The following is a 17,567-nucleotide window of genomic DNA, read 5'->3' on the forward strand; positions in this document are numbered from 1 at the left end:
ATTTGCGCAACTTCCAACCGATAAGCAGATATGATGACCATGGCTCGCAAACCTGCTGCTTCCAGCTACGAAAAGATCCGCATGCAAACGCTCTCGGGTCGCGACGTGGAGGCTGCAGTGCTGGAAAAGGCCGCTTTCAAGCTGCGCCGTGCCCAGAATCAGATGAAGTCCGGACGCATGGATGAAGTGACGGAGGAAGCCCTCGACTTCAACAAGCGCATCTGGGACGTGCTCCGTGCCGACTGGCAAGACCCGGATTCGCACCTGCCGAAGGAAATGCGGCAAAACCTGCTCAGCCTCGCCGTCTTCATCGTGAAGCAGGGGCTGGAGCTGCGGGCCGACCCGCGCCCGGAGCGCCTCAACTCCTTCATCAACATCAACGAGTCGCTGGCTCAGGGCCTGCGAGCTCGCGCCCAGTAAAGCGCGGCAGCCTGCTCTCCATGGACCCGCTCGACCAGATTCTGCGGCAGCAGGAAAAGGGCGATCTGGCCGGCGCACGGCGTGCGCTCGACCACTATCGTCGCCTGCACCCGGAATCGGTGCGCGCACTGGCCATGGCAGGGCATTTTGCTCTCGAAGCCGGCGAACTGGAAACCGCCGAGGAAAGCTTCCGCGCCGCCCTCCGCCGCCAGGAGCGCAGCCCGCACCTGCATTGCAGCCTGGCCAAGTGCCTCCAGCTGCAAGGGCGCTTGGGCGACGCGATCCGCGCCTATGCGGAGGGCCTGCGCTTGGCCCCCGACAACCAGCAGGCCTTGCAGGCGTTGGTGACGCTGCTCGACCAGAGCGGCGTGCAGGAGCCTTTGGCCGATGCCGCCATCGAGGTGATGCTGGCGCATTACGAAAAGCAGGTCCGCGCCCATCCTGGCAAGGTCGAGCACTTGGCCCAGCTCGCCCACCGCCTGGACCTCTGCCGCCGCTACGACGAGGCGCAAAAGCTTTACGAGCAGGCGCTCGAACGCTGGCCCGATAGCTACAAGCTACACAACAATCTGGGCCTGCTGCACGCGCGTCTCGGGCGCTCCGAGCAGGCGCTGGTCAACTTGCAGCGGGCAGTCGAGTTGGCGCCGGAAGTGCCTGAGCTGCACCTGAACGTGGGCGAAACGCTCAACCGCCTCAACCGGGCCGACGACGCGATCCGCAGCTTTGAACGCGCGCTGGAACTGAAGCCCGACTTCGCAGAAGCCGGCCTCAATCTTTCCGCGCTCTACCGCGACCTCAACGACTACAGCCAGGCGCTGCACTACGCCGAAGTCGTCCGCCAATTTCATCCCGAGCGGGCTGGCGTCTACAACATGCTCGGCATCATCCAGACGGCCCTCGGCAACAGCGAGGCCGCCGTGGAGGCCTATTACGCGTGCCTGAAGCGCTCGCCCGGCTCTTCGCTCTACCACAGCAATTACCTGCTGAGCCTCAATTACGACCAGCGTCAGACCACCCAGACGCTCTACGAGGCCCATCGTGAATTTTCGCAACGCTTCGAGCCTGCGATGGATGAGCCGATCTTCCCGCAACGCATCCTGCCCAACCCGGGCAAGGTGCTGCGCATAGGGCTCATATCGGCCGACTTGCGGATGCACTCGGTCGCGTTTTTCCTGGAGCCGCTGCTCGGCCAGTTCGACCGTGAGCAGGTGGAAATCCACTGCCTGAGCAACGTGGGCCGGGCAGACCACATGACGGCGCTCCTGCGCAGCCACGCGCACCACTGGCACGAAGTCTACGGACGCCCGCCGGAGGAAGTGGCCGCCCTGATCCGCCGACTGGAGTTGGACGTGCTGGTCGACCTGTCGGGGCACACGGGCTACCATGCATTGCCCGTCTTTATGCGCCGCCCGGCCCCGCTTCGCGTCAGCTGGCTGGGCTACCCTAACACCACCGGGCTCAATGCCATGCAGTACCGGCTCGTGGATGCCGTGGTGGAGCCGGAGGGCGAGGCAGACAAGTTTTCGAGCGAGCGCGTCGTGCGCCTGCCGGAGGGCTTCCATTGCTTCCGCCTGCCGCAGGAAGCCCCGGAGGTCTCTCCGCTGCCCGCCGAAACGAACGGCTTCCTGACCTTCGGCTCATTCAACAACTCCTCCAAGATCACCCCGCAGGTGACGGAGGCCTGGGCGCGCGTGCTTCTGGCCGTACCCAACTCGCGGCTCGTGCTGAAAAACAGCGGCTACATGCACCCCAACCGCAAGGAGGAGGTGCTGCAGCATTTCGAGGCGCTTGGCGTAGCCCGCGAACGGGTGGAGATGCTCCCGCGCACGCCCGACATCGCCGCGCACCTGCAGCTCTACAGCCGGGTGGACGTGGCGCTCGACACCTTCCCCTACAACGGCACCACGACCACCCTCGAAGCGCTGCACCAGGGGGTGCCGACGCTCTCGCTGCTGGGTGACCGCCATGCCGCGAGGGTCAGCGCCAGCCTGCTCCAGCAGGTAGACTTGGGCGAATTTGTGGCGGAATCGGTCGATGATTTTGTCGCCCGCGCCGTCTGGTTGTCCCAGAATGTGCCGGTCTTGAGCCAACTGCGCGCCAGCCTGCGCGCGCGCTTCAAGGAGTCGGCCCTGGGCGACTACAGCGCCTTTGCCCGTAAGCTGGAAAACGCTTTTCGCCGCATGTGGATCGACTGGTGCCGCCACGCCGGAGCCGAAGACGATACCTTGGCGGTGGCTGAAGCGGTATTGGCCGAGCGCGAGCAGCAGGTACAGGCCCGCGCCTTGGCCCGGCGAGGGATGTTCGCCCAGCGACGCGGGCGCATCGAGGAGGCGCGGCAGTCTTTCAATCAGACCCTGGAGATCGACGCGACGCTCGGCTATGCCTGGCAGGCGTTGGCCGAGCTGGCCTATGAGGCAGGTGACTACGCTGCGGCGCGCCCGTATTATGAGCGCGCGGTCGAGCTGATGCCGCGTCAGGCCTTGCTGCGGGCCAACCTTGGGAGCTGCTGCCAGCAACTGGGCGACTACGCGTGCGCGATCACGCACTTCCGCCTCGCGGTGCAGATCGAACCCAACCGCCCGGGGGTGTGGATGAACCTGGGCGCTACCTGGCAGGCCGCACTCGACTGGACAGAGGCCGAAGCCGCCACGCGCAAGGCGCTGGAGCTGTTGCCCGACTTCCCGGCAGCGTGGACCAACCTAGGCAGCATCCTCAAGGACCAAGGCCGCTTCGAGGAAGCGATCGAAGCCTATTTCAAGACTCTGCAACTGCAGCCCGACGATGCGGTGGCGCACAGCAACCTGCTGGTCTGCCTCCAATACGTCGAAGGCATGAGCGAAGACGACCTCGCCGCACAGCACGACGCCTGGGTGGGCCGTCACGCGCCCCTGCAGCGGGTGCAACTACCCGCCCGCCGCGTCGAGAAGCTGCGCGTGGCCTACCTTTCGCCCGATTTCCGCCAACACCCGGTCAGTGCCTTTATGGAAGGCGTCTTTGCCCACCACGACCGCGAGCAAGTGGAGGTATGGATGCTGCACGACAGCCACCGCCGCGACGCCTGCACGGAGCGTCTCGCCAAGCGGGCCGACCATGCGGAAAAAGTTGCCGGTCGGCCCGATGCCGAGCTCGCCAAGGTGATCCGTCAGGCCCGGATCGACGTGCTGGTCGAGTTGAGCGGCCATATGGCGCTCAACCGCCTGCCGTTGCTCGCCCAGCGTGTTGCACCGCTGCAACTGAGCTACCTGGGCTATCCATTCCCCACCCACCTGCCCAATCTCGACGGTTGGCTGACCGACTCGACGATTGCCGGCACGCGCGATTGGCAACCCCAGGCCTTGCTGATCCCTGGCGGAGCCCATGCCTTTACCGCGCCGGCCAATGCCCCGGCAGTTGAACCGCTGCCCGCCAAGCAACGCGGCTACATTACCTTTGGGTGCGCCAATCAGGCCGCCAAGCTCAGCACCAGCACGCTCCAGCTCTGGGGGCGCCTGCTGCGCGAGCTGCCCAATGCCCGCCTGATCCTGAAGGCCAAACAGTTCAGCGACCCAGCCTTGGCCGGGGTCTTTGTCGAGCGCCTGGCCAAGCTTGGGCTGCCGCTCGGTCGCATTGAGCTGCGGGGCTATCGCATCGAACAGGCCACCCACCTCGCCTTTTACCACGAGATCGACATCGCGCTCGACCCCTACCCTTACAATGGCGTCACCACAACCTGTGAGGCTCTCTGGATGGGGGTGCCCGTCGTAACCTTGCGAGGAGACCGGCCAGCGGCCCGCCATGCGGCCAGCCTGCTGGAGCAGCTGGGGCACCCGGAGTGGATCGCCTCCGATGCCGACGGCTACCTCGCGACCGCCGCCAATCTGGCGCGCGACGTGGGCGCACTGGCCGCCCAACGTTTCAACCTGCGGCAGGAGTGCCAGCAATCTTCTCTCGGGGACAGCAAACGGCTCGCCCGCGAGCTCGAACGTCTGTATCGTGAGCGTCTTCCAAGGTATCACGCCCCCTCTGCCGGCACCGCGCCGGCCCACGATCAACTTTAGCCCTCCCCCCCTTTTTGCCCGTGACGACTTCCTCCAACGAGAACATTGCCGCCCAACATTACGAAGCGGCCCGGGCTACGCTCGGCGATGCCCAGAGCACCCAAGACCTGCAAACCGCCTTGCGCCACCTCACGGCGGCGGCCGAGGCAGGCCACGCCCGGGCACAGCTCGACCTGGGCACGCTTTACGCAACCGGCCAAGGCGTGGTGGAGCGCGATTACCCGACCGCCCGCCTGTGGCTGGAATCCGCCGCCGAAAAGGACAACGCCGACGCCCACTTCAACCTGGGCGTGGGCTATGCCGCCGGCTGGTTCACCGCCCTGCCCGACTACGAGGAAGCCGCGCGACACTACGCAGCCGCCTCCGATCAGGGTGTGGCCGCCGCCGCGCTCAACCTGGGGATGCTGCATTACCATACGCAGGTAGCCGCCCCCGATCCGGAGACCGCCTACGAGCAGTTTGTGCTCGCGGCTGCAGCCGGCCTGCCCGAGGGGCACTACAGCCTGGGCGTCTGCCTCTCCGAAGGCCACGGCACGGAAGCCTCACGCGATCTGGCCTTCGAGCAATACCTGATCGCGGCGGAAAAGGGCCACGTCAGCGCGCAGTTCAACCTCGGCATGTATTACGCCACCGGCGGGGGCACCGTCGAGCGAGACCTGCTGGAGGCCGAGCGTTGGTTTGTCGCCGCCGCTCAACAGGGGCACCCCCGCGCCCAGGCCGCGCTGGAGCACCTGCACGACGGCAATCAGAGCTGAAGAGATAGATATACTTACGCCTCTAAGTAAAATTACGTAGGGCGTTACTTCCGCATTGTCTAGGGATCAAGCTTGTTAATAGGTTTAGCGTCCTAACCTAATAACATAACAATGCCGCTCCTGCTTACTGGGGTTGTGTCGATCCGACGCAACACGACTTTGGCACTCATTATCGCGCTCAGTTCGCTGCCTTTCACCGTGGGCCTCCATGGTGAAATCACGCCCACTGGCTCGACTTCTCCCGACTCGGGACAGAGTTTTTGGCAAAACGGAGGCGATGGCAGCAGCTATCTTGCCCTCGGTTACCTCTATTCGGATGGTTCTCTCACGATTGACAGCGCGACCGAGAATTACGTTCTCAGCAACGGCCACGCCGACATCGGCGCGCAACGCAATGGCACGGCGACCGTGACCGGCGCACTGGCCCAGTGGAACGTCAACGGCGAGCTGAACCTGGGCCGCAACAACGGCGTCAATGGCAGCCTCCAGATCCTCGACGGCGCGAAGGTCTACAGCAACGCGGGCTCGGTCGGTTATTATACCGGTGCCACCGGCGACGCACTCGTCAGCGGCGAAGGTTCCCTGTGGTCCAACTCGGGCGACTTTTTTGTGGGCCGCGCAGGCTCCGGCACACTGACAATCTCCGAGGGCGGCGCGGTCACCAATACGAATGCCACCCTTGGCAGCTCCAGCTTCAGCCCACGGTCGCAAGGCACCCTTACGGTGACGGGGGCCGGCTCTTCCTGGACGAGCAACGGCACCGTCCGCGTGGGCGACTCTGGCGACGGGGTACTGAAAATCCTCGATGGCGCATCTGCCACCACGCAGGGCAACAACTCCACGATGATCGCTGCCGGGTACAACAGCACGGGCGCAGTCACCGTCAGCGGAGCCGATTCGCTCTGGACGACGAACTCCCTGGTGGTTGCGTCCGGCATGAACAGCACCGGCACGCTGGATGTGCTCGCAGGCGGTCAGGTCAAGAGCACCTATGGCTCGGTCGGTGCGCAATCCGGAGCCAATGGCACCGTGACGATCGACGGCGCGGGCTCCGCCTGGGAAGTCACCGGCAGCTTGAGCGTTGGCCAGAGTGGCAATGGCTGGCTCAACGTGACCAACGGCGGCTCTCTCTCGACAAATGGAGACCTTTCGATTGGCTCTCAGTACAGCTCGAGCACGGCTCTGCTCACGCTGGATGGCGGCACCGTCACCTCCGGAGGGTCTTTCTATGCCGACTCCAGCCGCGTAGTCGGCAATGGATCGGTAGAGGCCAAGGGGCTGTTCGGTCGTGGCTATGCGGCCACCGCCAATACGAGCAAGCTGGTCTTCGACGGCAGCAACGTCGCCTCCTTCAGCAAGGTGGTCGAAGATCAGGAGATCGCATTCCAGATCACGGGCGACGGGATCGGCTCTTATGGCGCCCTCGGCCTGGAAGTGATCAACGGTGCGGAAGTCGGCTTTGTCTACGTCTACACCAACTACTCCAACACTGACTCCATCACGGACAAGGTGGCGGGTGCGGGCTCGGTCCTGAACGCCAGCTCACTTTATGTGGGCTACCAGACAGGCTCCACCGTCACCAGCACGCTGGACATTCTGGACGGCGGTGTCGTCAACGCGAGCTCGGCCACCATCGGCTACAGCTCTTTCACCAATTCCACGGGCATCGTGAATGTGGATGGTGCCGGCTCCGCGCTGAACGCCGGCTACTCACTCGTCGTCGGCGAAACCGGGATGGGCATCCTGAACATCCGTAATGGCGGCGCCGTCTCGGTCGAGGGGTCGACGATCATCAACATGATGTCTGCCAACTCGTCCATCAATCTGGACAATGGCACCTTGTCGACGCAGCACCTGCGGGCCAACCTCAGCCAGCTGAACGGCAATGGCACCATCACCGCGACGGGCTTGCAGGGCAGCGGCTACGGCCAACTGAACTTCAACACCGCCGGCAGCAACCAGGCGACCTATACCAAGACCGCCGGGGCAGACGTCTTGAATGTGATCATCAAGGCCGACGGCACGGGCACCTTGATGAACAGCGCCACCATCTCCAACGGAGCTCAGGTGACGTTCCGGGACGTCAATATCGGCAATAACAACAACTCCGGCACTACGCTGAGCGTCTCGGGCCAAGGTTCGTCGCTCACCAGCACCAACAACTTCATCCTCGGCGACAACATGATCGCCTCGATGGAAGTCACCGGCGGTGCCCAGGTGCAGACGCAATACACCTACATCGGCTACTTCACCCCCACCGGCGCCGCCAATGTGTTGCTGAGCGGCGAAGGTTCGGTCTGGACGAGCATGAACGACATGTCGATCGGCTCGTTCTACAACAACAACACCTTTACCGTGGCCGACGGTGCGCTGTTGCAGGCGGAGACGAACCTCTACATCTCCCGCTATCAGGGCAGCGACAACTTCCTGCGCCTCGACGAGGGCTTTGTCGCCCTCAAGGGCGATCAGCTCGACACCGTCGCGAGCCTGTTGTCTGCCGGCAAGATCGTCGTGTGGAATCCCGAGACCGAAGCCTGGGAAAGCGCCCTCGACAGCGATTACGTCAGCTACGCCTACTACGAAAGCGAGCTGGATGCCTTCGACTTGACGGGCTACAACGGCCTGGGTGGCTACACGATCATCGCCGGCCTCAGCATGGTGCCCGAGCCCGAGCAATATGCAGCGATGCTGGGCCTCGCCGGTCTGGCGTTTGCCGCCTACCGTCGCCGCAGCAACGCCTCCCGCTAAGGCATCGACGAAGGGTTTTTAATCGAGGGCTCTGCATCCAGTCGGGTGCAGGGCCTTTTTCGTTTAAAGCTCGTAGCCGAGGGCCTGGCAGGCCTGCACGTAGTCGGGCAACTGCCGGAGCTGCTGCATCTGTTTCGGGTCCAGCAGCTTGCGCTCGATCGGCTTGATCACGGTAAACTTCGACTCGTCGCCCGTATAATGCGGGTTGGTGTGCCAGCGCTGAAGCGCCGAGCTGTCGTAAGGGATGTCGAGCGCTGTGGCGATCTCGCGCAGCTTTTCGCTGGGGTGGCGGGTAAAATCTTCGTAGCGGGTAAAACCGACGAGTTGGGCGGTTTCGGCGAAGCGGCGGTATGCCTTGAAGAACTCCAGGGCCGCAAGCTGGCCGCGCATCACATCGAGGCGGGCGAGGCTGAGGAACTGGTCCAGCGGATGCCGCACCGTCACATACGAGCGCACCGTGAAGAGCTCGGAAAGCAGTTGCGCAGTGGTGAGCTGGTAAGAGGGCTCCTGCAGGAAGGGCTTGGCGATAAAGTCGAGGTGCGTCCAGTCGCGGATCAACATGGTGCCGCCGCGCTTCTCGATGCGCAGGTAGAGCTCCATCATGAAGTCGGCAAAGCCCATCGCGCCCCGCTCCTGCAGCAGGCGGACTTCCTGCTCGTTGAAGAGCTGGTACCACTGCTGGGCCTGGCGAAACGGGTTCTGGGGGGCGATGGCCTGCTGGTAGGCGGGCGACACCTGGCCGAGCCGCGGGTGGATCTCACTAAAGACGTAAACCCCGGGCATGGCACCGAGGCAGCGCGAGATCAACGTGCCCCCGGAACGGGCCATATGGTGCAACACCCTGATAATTGGCTTCGCCATCGCTCAAGATAAAACTAGAGTTGGCACAATCAGCAATTGCAAAGCCTTCTTTCCTTTGGTTTAGCCCATGCCCTCGCACCCCGAAATCTCCGTTCTCGTCATTTCCTACCGGTTTGCCCCCTATCTGCGGCAGTGCCTCGACAGCATCCTGGGCCAGACGCTCCGCCCTTCGCAGGTGGTGGTGGTCGACGATCATTCGCCCGATGAGTCGTGGGAGATCATCCAGGAATACGCCGCCCGCTACCCGGGCGTCGTGGAGCCCCAGCGCCCGCCTCAAAATATCGGCCCGCGCGAGATCGGTGCCTTTGCCCGCCAGTTCCCCAACCGCGAGCTGTTTTGCTGGATCGACGGAGACGACTACTGGCACCCGCAAAAGCTGGAGCGCGAGTGGGCGGCCATGGAGGCGACCGGCGCGCAGGTCGCCTACTCCAACACGGCGGTCGTGGACGAGCAGGGCAAGATCACCAGCTACTTCCACAACCCAATGCTGAAGAGCATGCCGGCGGGCGACATCTTCATGCCCGTATTGATGCGCAACCTGTTCTCGAATACCCCGAACATGTTCCGCAACCACCTCGGCTACCTGAAGGAGTTCAAGCGCGTCCACTTTATGCCCGACTTGAGCCTCGAAAGCGGCTGGGACTACGAGGAGAAGCTGATGGTGGCCGCCCACCTCAAGATCGCCAGCACCGACCCGCGCGAGCCGATGGTGTTTTACCGCCGCCACTCGACGAGCTACAGCCAAAGCAGCGCAGGCGATGCCAAGCACATCCGCTCCGAGCTGCGCATCCTGCAAAAGCACCGCGACCTGATCGAAAAGCGCAACCCCGGCGAGCGCGCACTGGGCGAGCTGTATGCCGACTTGTTGATCGCCGCCAACCGGCAACACCTCCCGGCCGAGCAGCAGGCGCAATTCGAACCGGGCAAGCTCTATGCGGCCCACAAGCAACGCATCCAGCAAAGCAAGGTGCCGGAAGTGCAACAGCTCTGGAAAAACGAATCGGGCTACTTCCGCGGTTTCAAGTTGCACGAGATCAAGGAGAAGCTGATCGCGGGGCAAGACGAGCTGGCCCTGCTGGCCTTCATCCAGCACCTGCCCGAAGATCCGCAGCTGTTGGAGGCGATCTTCAGCCTCACGCCGGAGATGTTTGGGCGCCTGCAGCGCGCCTACCGGCAGCAAATGCAAAAGGCGCGCCGGGGCTAGCTCCCCAGGCGCGCCATCGCGTAGCCATCGCGAAATTCAGCCTTACGCCACCGCGTCGCCCGTGCGGGCACCGAGGGCTTGCGCCAGTTCTTCGGTGATCGTCACCTGGATCGCGTCTTCGAGCGTATGGTAAAGCGGCAGGCAGATGATCCGGTGCGCCAGGCTCTCCGAGATCGGGCAGGCATGGGCGCAATATTGCGGATATTGCTCGGAAAGTGAGGGCGAGAAGTAGCGGCGGGGGTAGATGAAGCGGCGACCGAGGCGCGACATGACTTCCTCCACTGCAGCTTCGCTCGGCAGCACGACCGGGAAGTAAGCGTGGTTGTAGCCTTCGGCCTCCATCAGGCGCTGGTATTGCACGCCTTCCACGCCGGCCAGAAGCGCGCGGTAGCGTTCGCATAGCTCACGGCGGCGCTGCAGAATCTCGTCGGCAAAAGGCAGATTCGCAAGGCCCATGGCGGCGTGCAGCTCACTGTTCTTGGCGTTGAAGCCGATCACGTCGGTCTGGTCGCCCTGGTGGATGCCAAAGTTGCGGTGTAGGTCGAGCTGGTGGGCCGTCTCTGCATCGCGCACCACGACGGCCCCACCCTCGGTCGAGTGAAAGAGCTTGGTCGCATGGAGGCTCAGCACGGCAGCATCGCCAAAATTGAGGACCGATTCGCCCTGCCATTGCACACCGAAGCAGTGGGCGGCGTCGAAGATGAGCTTGAGGCTGTGGCGACGGGCAATCTCGCTCAGTGCCTCAATGTCGCAGGGGTTGCCAAAGACGTGGGTCGCAAGGATGGCCTGCGTCTGCGGCGTGATGGCAGCTTCGACCGCAGCGGGGTCGAGGTTGTAGGTCTCGGGGTCGACTTCCGCATAGCGCGGGGTGCAGCCTTCCGCCACGATGGCCGAAGTCGTCGCGATGTGCGTAAAGGGCGTCGTGATCACCTCCCCTTTTACGCCGAGGGCGCGCAGGGCGAGTTGGAGGGCGAGCGTGCCGTTGGCCACCCAGCGCAGGTGCGGCACCTGGAGGTATTCGGCGAGGCCTTTCTCAAACTCTGCCGCCAGCGGACCTTGGTTGGTCAGATACTGACGCTCCCAGATGCCCGGCAGATAGCGCTCGAAAGCTTCGCGGGGCGGGAGAAAGGGTTTGGTGACGTAGACAGGTTCGGAAGTGGACATGGTAAGACCTTCTTTGTCTCCCGTTTCACACGGGTATAAATCGACTCGCGCCGCCTCGGGTTTAGCGAGCCGCGCAAGTTTTCCTGCTCGTTTCGCAAAAAAACCTTTAGGTTAACCGATAAAGCGGCGAAAGATTACGTCGATTCTAAGATAGTTGCGATCCGTTGATCCTGACGGAGACGTGTATGGAATCCATCCTCCCTTTCTGACCGATCCTGGCCGACCCATGCCCACCCTAGCGGAAAAGACTGTCTCCCCGGCCCCAACGGCGTCACCCACCGGAGAACAACGCCCCAGCGAGCCCAAACAGCCGTTGGCAACCGTTTTGATCGTAGACGATGCCCCTGCCAATCTCACCTTGCTGGAGGGCTATCTGTGTTTCTTCAACTATGGCGTGCGCATTTGCGAGCGAGCAGAAGAAGCACTGCAGGCGGCCAAGGGCGTCGACATTATCTTGCTCGATGTGTTGATGCCCGGGCTCAGCGGCTTCGAGCTCTGCAAAGAGTTGAAGGCCGACCCGGCCACGCGTGAGATCCCGGTGATCTTCATGACGGCGCTGGGCCAGACGACCAACAAGGTCAAAGGCTTCGAACTGGGCGCCGTCGACTACATCACCAAACCGTTAAACGCGGAAGAGGTGCTGGCCCGGGTGCGCACCCACCTGACCTTGCGCCAACTGCAGAAGGATCTGCAAAACGAAGTGGCAGCCAAGAACCGCGCGATTTCCGACCTCGACGCCTACGCCCACACGGTGGCGCACGACCTGAAGGGGCCGCTGAACAACATCGCCGGCTTCTCGCAGTTGCTCGCCGCCGACGCCGGTCGACTGCCCACCGAGAAGGTGGAAGAATTTTCCCGTCTGGTCCACAAGTCCACCCTCCGCCTGGGGAACATCATCGACGAGTTGCTCCTGCTGGCCAGTGTACGGCAGGAAGATGCACCGTTGGAGCCGGTGGATATGCAGACGATCTTTGAGCAAACCTGCCAGCGCATGAAGCAGGAAATCGACGCCGCACAGGTCGAGTTCGAGCTGCCTACAGCTTGGTCCGCCTGCCTCGGCTACGGCCCTTGGCTGGAGGAGGTTTGGGCCAACTTCCTTGGCAACGCCCTGAAGTATGCCGGGCAGCCTCCGCGCGTGCGGATCGTGGCAGAAACGCGGCCCGAAGGCATTTATTACGCGGTCGAGGACAATGGCAACGGCCTCAGCCCCGAGCAATGTGAGCGTCTTTTCCGCCCGTTTGAGCGACTGGACCGCACCCGCGCCCAGGGGCACGGCCTCGGGCTCTCCATCGTCAAACGCATCGTCGAGAAGCTGGGTGGCGAAGTGGGCGTCGAGTCCCCCGGGCGAGGCACCCGTTTCTACTTTTTGCTGAAGCCTGTCGAACGCCTACCCCAGCCATGACTGCCGCGTCTTCCCCCACCCTTTTTTTTGCCGAAGACGACACGCAGGCCCGCTTGTTGATCGACTTCCAGCTGCGCAGCGGAAATATCGCCGCCCGCAGTTTTGAGACGGGTGACGAGCTCTTTGCGGCCATGACGCCGGAAGTCGAGGTGGTGTTGACCGATCTGCACATGCCGGGCATGAGCGGCCTCGAACTGCTCCGCCAGATCAAACAGCACTTCCCGCAGACGGAGGTGATCCTGCTGACTTCCGTCAACGAAGCGCGCGTCGCCGTCAGTGCCCTGAAGGAGGGTGCGATGGAGTACCTGACCAAGCCTTTCGACCCGGCCCAGCTGCTGCACACGGTACGGCAGGCCCAACAGCTCTTCCGGCTCAAGAAAGAGAACAAGGAGCTGAAGGAGAGCGTGGGCGGCTATACGGGCAGCCCCGACCTGGTGGCGGTGAGCACGGAAATGAAGGGCATCCTCGCCAAGGTGCCGAAGATCGCCCGCAGCGACCATACGGTGCTCCTGACCGGCGAGAGCGGCACCGGCAAGGGCGTGATGGCACGCTATATCCACAGCCAGAGCAATCGCGCTGCGGCCCCCATCATTACCGTCAGCTGCCCCGCCATCCCGCGCGATTTGATCGAATCGGAGCTGTTCGGGCACGAAAAGGGCGCGTTCTCGGGGGCAGTGAGCAAGCGTATCGGCAAGGCCGAGCTGGCCAACGGCGGCACTTTGTTCCTCGATGAGCTGGGCGAATTGCCGCTCGACTTGCAGGCCAAGCTGCTGAATTTCCTTCAGGACCGCTTCTTTTACCGCGTGGGCGGCAGCCAGCCCGTCAATGTCGACCTGCGGATCATCGCCGCCACCAACCGCGACCTCCGGGAGCAGGTGCGAGCGGGCAACTTCCGCGAAGACCTGTATTACCGCGTCAACGTGCTGCCGATCGAGGTTCCTGCCCTGCGCCAGCGCAAGGAAGACCTGCCCGGCTTGGCCGAGCGCTTCCTCAACCGTTGCTACGGGCGCAAGGAGCCCTTCGCCTCCTACTTTACGGCGGAGGCCGCCGATGCCGTCTTGCGCTACGACTGGCCCGGCAATGTGCGCGAGCTGGAAAACATGATGGAGCGACTGGCCACTTTTCACGACAGCGTGGCGCCGATTGCCCTGCAGGAGCTGCCGGCCGAGATTCGCCAGTCCGAAGGACCCGCACGACCCGCCGCGCCCAAGCAAAACATGTCGATCCCCTTTGTCGGTCGGACGCTGCGCGAGCTGGAGGTGCTGGCCATCGCCCACACGATCGAGATGTGCGACGGTAACAAGGCGCAGGCCGCGCGTATGCTCGGCATCAGCGAAAAGAGTATCTACAACAAGCTCAAGCGCGCTGGTATCGGCAACCAGTAAGCGCCCTGTTCTGTCGAATCGCCCTCCCTCCGCCGGCACTGCAAGCCGGAGAGGCGCTGCTACCTAGCACCCTCAGGCCAGGGTGGCAGGGGCTTCGGATGCCGCCTGGTATTTGCGCAGCGCTTCCAGCAGATGGCTCGCGTAGATCGGCTTGGTCAGGAAATCGTCCAGGCCGGCGGCTTCCGCCTCGGCGCGAAGGTTGCCCAGTGCGTTGGCCGTAAGGGCGATGATCCAGGGCTGGTGCCCCTGCCGGCGGCGAATGCGGCGAGATGTCTCGATCCCGTCGAGGCCCGGCATCTGCACGTCCATAAAAATCAGGTCGTAGTCGCGCTGGGTGGCGAGCTGCAAGGCGTCTTCGCCGCAATCGGCCACGTCTGCCGTCAGGTTGTAGCGCTTGAGGATCTGGCAGGCGACGCGTTGGTTGATGCGGTCGTCGTCGACCACCAGCACGGAGAGCGACTGCCGGAAATCGGCCTCGGGCATGATCTGCATGCGGCTGCCGACGCGTGCATCGCCCAGCTCCTGGCTCGCGAGGTCCAGCTCTACATAAAATTCGGAGCCGCGGCGGTAATGGGGGTTGAGGCCGATTTCGCCGCCCATGGCGTCGACAATGCGCTTGCAAATGGCGAGCCCGAGCCCGGTGCCGCCGTAACGGCGCGTGGTGGAGCTGTCGAGCTGGCTGAAGACCTGGAAGAGTTGGTCGCGCTTGCCCGGGTCGATCCCGATGCCGGTGTCGCGCACGGTGAGGCGGAGGCGGTAGATGCTGCCTTCGGTCTGCTTGCCAGTCACCTTGAGGCGGATTTCGCCTTGCTCGGTAAACTTCACCGCATTGCCCAGCAGGTTGACGATCACTTGCTTGAGGCGCACGATGTCGCCGCAGAAGACGGGGGGCAGCGCCGGGTCGATCGCAGCGGCGAGGGTCAGGTGCTTCTGGCGGACCTGCGCCTCGACCGTTTGCAGCGCGCCCCGCACCAGCTCGTCGAGCCCGAAAGCGCTTTCGTGGAAAAAGCCGCGACCGCTCTCCAGCTTGATGAAATCGAGGATGTTGGTGATGATCTCGGTCAGCGTCTGGCTGCAGCTCTGGATGATGCTCACGCACTCCTGCTGCTCCTTGTCCATGCCGCTGCCTTGCAGGAGCGAGGCCATGCCGGAGATGCCGTTGAGCGGCGTGCGGATCTCGTGGCTCATCACCGCGAGGAAATCGGTCTTGGCCTGCGCGGCCTGGTCGGCCAGGCGCTGGAGCTCCTGAGCGCGTTCGAGGGAGACGCGCAGCTCGGCGTTGGCGTCTTCCAGCTTGGAATTTTTGGTGCTCAGCTCGGCCTGCACCGCCTTGAGATCGGTCACGTCGGTGATGATGCCGATGTAGCCGTGGTGGCCTTCGCGTCCGCTGATCGGCGTCACTTCTACGGTCACCCAGAGGTCGTTGCTGCCGAATTTGCTGCGGAGGCGACATTCGTGCTGGCGACGGCCCAGTGAGCGGCTGGAGTTGCGAAAGAGGTCGCCCGCGTCGCTGAGGATGTGGGTGGGCGCTTTGCCTACCAGCTCTTCGAGGGTGGCTTCGACCATGCCCAGCAGGGCTTCGTTGGCCCAGTTGAGCGCGCCTTGGCGGTCGGCAATAAAGACGCCGCAGGTGGTGCGCGAGGCGACGACGGAGAGCTGGCGCAGCTCTTCCACCATGCGCTGGGTGGAATCCCAGAAAATGCGCTTTTGGGCCCGGTTGCGCCGCTGGAGAGCTTCGAGGATCACCCGCTGCAGGCCGCCCGCACACATCCGCTCGTAGTGGCTCCACTCGCGCAGGCCACGGCGGAAAAAGACGAAGAACGAGCCGTCTTCGGTTTCAAAGGGGATCACCGCCATCGACCACGCCTCTGTGCCAGACCATGCCTGAAGCGGCGGGTGCGCGGGCCACAGCACGGGCTCAAGGCCTTGCACCTGGGCGCGCAGGAGGCCTAGCAGCTCTTCGCGCTGGGCGGCATCGGGCGTTTGCCCGTGGATTTCCTCGCTGTCCTGGTAAAAGAGCACGGCGCCTTCGCACTGCAGGAGGGCTTCGGCGGAGGTCCAGAACGCGCTCGACGGGCGAATCTCGTCGGCCTGGCAATCGAGGTCTTGCTGCAACTGCCGGAGCACTTCGTGATCGAGCGCCGGCGGCTGCACGCTGGCCAGGCGCTGCGAAAGCGCCCAGATGGTGGGGGCGAGGGTTTCCTGCCAACGCAGCGCCACCTCGGGCGCGGGTAAATGCGGCACGACAACGTGGCCCCATACCCCTTGGGGCAGAAGAATCGGGAGCTGGAACCAGCCGGGCTCAATTTGCAGCGGGCAGGCATCCGCCTCGGGCTGGCAGCCTTGAGGGTGTGCCTCATCGGCCCGTGCGACCCAGCGGAGCCCGCCATCGCGCTGGCAACGGTGGACGATCCCCACCCATCGTGCGCCCGTTGTTTCCAGGGCCTGTGCGGCAAGTCGCATCCAGCACTGGACGGCGGGCGGATCGCCTATCCCCAGATGTTGACACAAATTTGCCGTGATGGATGCAGACATTTCTTCTACAGAATCGGTATCCTGCACTGCAGGTTTAGGGTCTAACCACTACCTCACCCGAAAAAGAGTGTCGGGCTCAGCGATCGTAGACGCAACGCAATTCGATGCGCTGCCCGTCGCTGCAGGTGATGACCACATGTTTGATGATCCCGTCTTCGGCGATGGTTTCGACCTTGGGCCGGGCTCCTTCGGCTTCGCAAACGACTTGCCGCTGCTGCCCTTTGAGCGTCGGCAGAGACTGGCCCGCCGCCGGCTTGGCGGGGCGAGCACCTGCGGGTGGCTGGTTGCCCCACTCGATGCGCTGGCGGTTGGAGAGAAAATCTTCCATGGCGGATAAAAGGATGACGTTATCGGCGCGGGATGGCGAGGCTCAACTCGATCCGGTCTTGCGAGGGGTCGTCTGGCGCGTAGGCCCCCAGCGGGTCCCGGTCGGCATGGCCGCTCACCTCGTCGACGCGTGAGGGCGGCAAGGCGTAGTAGACCAGGGCTCGTCGAGTGGAATTCGCGCGATCGGCCGTGAGTTCGAAAAGCGTGTAGTCGGGGTCGGGGATCGCGTTGGAGCGAGCCGCAAAGGCGTCGATGCGGACTTGCAGCACGTAGCTGTCCATCAGCCAGGCAAGGTTGCGCATCACCAGATCGCCCCAGGGGGTAAATTCTGCCGTTCCGGGCTTGAAGAGCGGACGCTGCGGGCGGTCGAAGATCGTGACGTTGAGGCCGTTGTCTGTGATCCTGATCAAGATGGGATCTTCGTCTTCGTTCTGCAGGTCGAGCATGCGATAAAATTCGCGCGCCATATCGTGCAGCAGCGACATGTCTACCATCGACGACATGATCTCCTGGCTGTGCGGCTGGGAAACGACCGAGGCATCGCCATCGTCGAGCATGCCGGAAGAGCGCTCCAGCGGGGAATTGAAGGGATTCTGGAAGTACCGCGAGGTTGCGACGAGGATCTCGTTGTCTTGCGACATGATCCACAGCACCATGAACAGCGCCATCAACGCGGTCACAAAGTCCGCGTAGGCCACCTTCCATGCTCCTCCTCCTTTGCCAGCCATC

12 protein-coding genes are annotated in these 17,567 nt (G+C 63.5%); 7 read left to right on the forward strand and 5 right to left on the reverse strand.

Annotation, left to right across the window (positions count from 1 at the left end; all coding sequences use genetic code 11):
- The first annotated feature begins 39 nt into the window (after positions 1 to 39).
- The 4 genes from flaF (at position 40) to Q7P63_05840 (ending at position 7,960) form a co-directional block, all read left to right on the forward strand.
- Positions 40 to 420 (forward strand): flagellar biosynthesis regulator FlaF, encoded by a 381-nt coding sequence (gene flaF, locus Q7P63_05825; protein ID MDP0499601.1) that lies wholly within the window; start codon positions 40 to 42, stop codon positions 418 to 420.
- A 20-nt stretch (positions 421 to 440) separates the two neighbouring features.
- A complete protein-coding gene (locus Q7P63_05830) occupies positions 441 to 4,457 on the forward strand; it encodes a tetratricopeptide repeat protein (protein MDP0499602.1) in 4,017 nt (1,338 codons plus the stop codon).
- Positions 4,458 to 4,477: 20 nt separating this feature from the next.
- Positions 4,478 to 5,212 carry a tetratricopeptide repeat protein gene (locus Q7P63_05835; protein ID MDP0499603.1) on the forward strand — a complete coding sequence of 245 codons (735 nt, stop codon included), beginning with the start codon at positions 4,478 to 4,480 and terminating at the stop codon, positions 5,210 to 5,212.
- A 135-nt stretch (positions 5,213 to 5,347) separates the two neighbouring features.
- Positions 5,348 to 7,960 (forward strand): hypothetical protein, encoded by a 2,613-nt coding sequence (locus Q7P63_05840; protein ID MDP0499604.1) that lies wholly within the window; start codon positions 5,348 to 5,350, stop codon positions 7,958 to 7,960.
- 63 nt (positions 7,961 to 8,023) lie between these two features.
- Here Q7P63_05840 and Q7P63_05845 read toward each other — a convergent pair whose 3' ends face one another.
- The gene (locus Q7P63_05845; protein MDP0499605.1) at positions 8,024 to 8,788 is read right to left on the reverse strand and encodes a sulfotransferase; all 765 of its coding nucleotides are present in this window, start codon (positions 8,786 to 8,788) and stop codon (positions 8,024 to 8,026) included.
- A gap of 100 nt (positions 8,789 to 8,888) precedes the next feature.
- Here Q7P63_05845 and Q7P63_05850 point away from each other — a divergent pair, with 100 nt between their 5' ends.
- On the forward strand, positions 8,889 to 10,025 hold the full coding sequence (locus tag Q7P63_05850; GenBank protein MDP0499606.1) for a glycosyltransferase: 1,137 nt from the start codon (positions 8,889 to 8,891) through the stop codon (positions 10,023 to 10,025).
- Positions 10,026 to 10,067: 42 nt separating this feature from the next.
- Here the strand turns inward: Q7P63_05850 and Q7P63_05855 are convergent, their stop codons facing one another.
- Positions 10,068 to 11,189: a DegT/DnrJ/EryC1/StrS family aminotransferase gene (locus Q7P63_05855; GenBank protein MDP0499607.1), complete on the reverse strand. Its 1,122-nt coding sequence runs from the start codon at positions 11,187 to 11,189 to the stop codon at positions 10,068 to 10,070.
- A gap of 226 nt (positions 11,190 to 11,415) precedes the next feature.
- Here Q7P63_05855 and Q7P63_05860 point away from each other — a divergent pair, with 226 nt between their 5' ends.
- Both Q7P63_05860 and Q7P63_05865 read left to right on the forward strand, forming a co-directional pair.
- Positions 11,416 to 12,591 carry a hybrid sensor histidine kinase/response regulator gene (locus tag Q7P63_05860; GenBank protein MDP0499608.1) on the forward strand — a complete coding sequence of 392 codons (1,176 nt, stop codon included), beginning with the start codon at positions 11,416 to 11,418 and terminating at the stop codon, positions 12,589 to 12,591.
- Complete coding sequence (locus Q7P63_05865; GenBank protein ID MDP0499609.1) at positions 12,588 to 13,976, forward strand: sigma-54 dependent transcriptional regulator; 1,389 nt, start codon at positions 12,588 to 12,590, stop codon at positions 13,974 to 13,976. The genes Q7P63_05860 and Q7P63_05865 overlap by 4 nt, the downstream gene beginning before the upstream one ends.
- 72 nt (positions 13,977 to 14,048) lie before the next feature.
- Here the strand turns inward: Q7P63_05865 and Q7P63_05870 are convergent, their stop codons facing one another.
- The 3 genes from Q7P63_05870 to Q7P63_05880 form a co-directional block, all read right to left on the reverse strand.
- On the reverse strand, positions 14,049 to 16,439 hold the full coding sequence (locus Q7P63_05870) for an ATP-binding protein (GenBank protein MDP0499610.1): 2,391 nt from the start codon (positions 16,437 to 16,439) through the stop codon (positions 14,049 to 14,051).
- A 148-nt stretch (positions 16,440 to 16,587) separates the two neighbouring features.
- Positions 16,588 to 16,839 carry a hypothetical protein gene (locus Q7P63_05875; GenBank protein ID MDP0499611.1) on the reverse strand — a complete coding sequence of 84 codons (252 nt, stop codon included), beginning with the start codon at positions 16,837 to 16,839 and terminating at the stop codon, positions 16,588 to 16,590.
- 19 nt (positions 16,840 to 16,858) lie between these two features.
- Complete coding sequence (locus tag Q7P63_05880; protein MDP0499612.1) at positions 16,859 to 17,566, reverse strand: flagellar motor protein MotB; 708 nt, start codon at positions 17,564 to 17,566, stop codon at positions 16,859 to 16,861.
- Between the last annotated feature and the right edge of the window lies 1 nt (position 17,567).

It is taken from the genome of Verrucomicrobiota bacterium JB022 (assembly GCA_030673845.1).
GTDB lineage: Bacteria > Verrucomicrobiota > Verrucomicrobiia > Opitutales > Oceanipulchritudinaceae > WOUP01.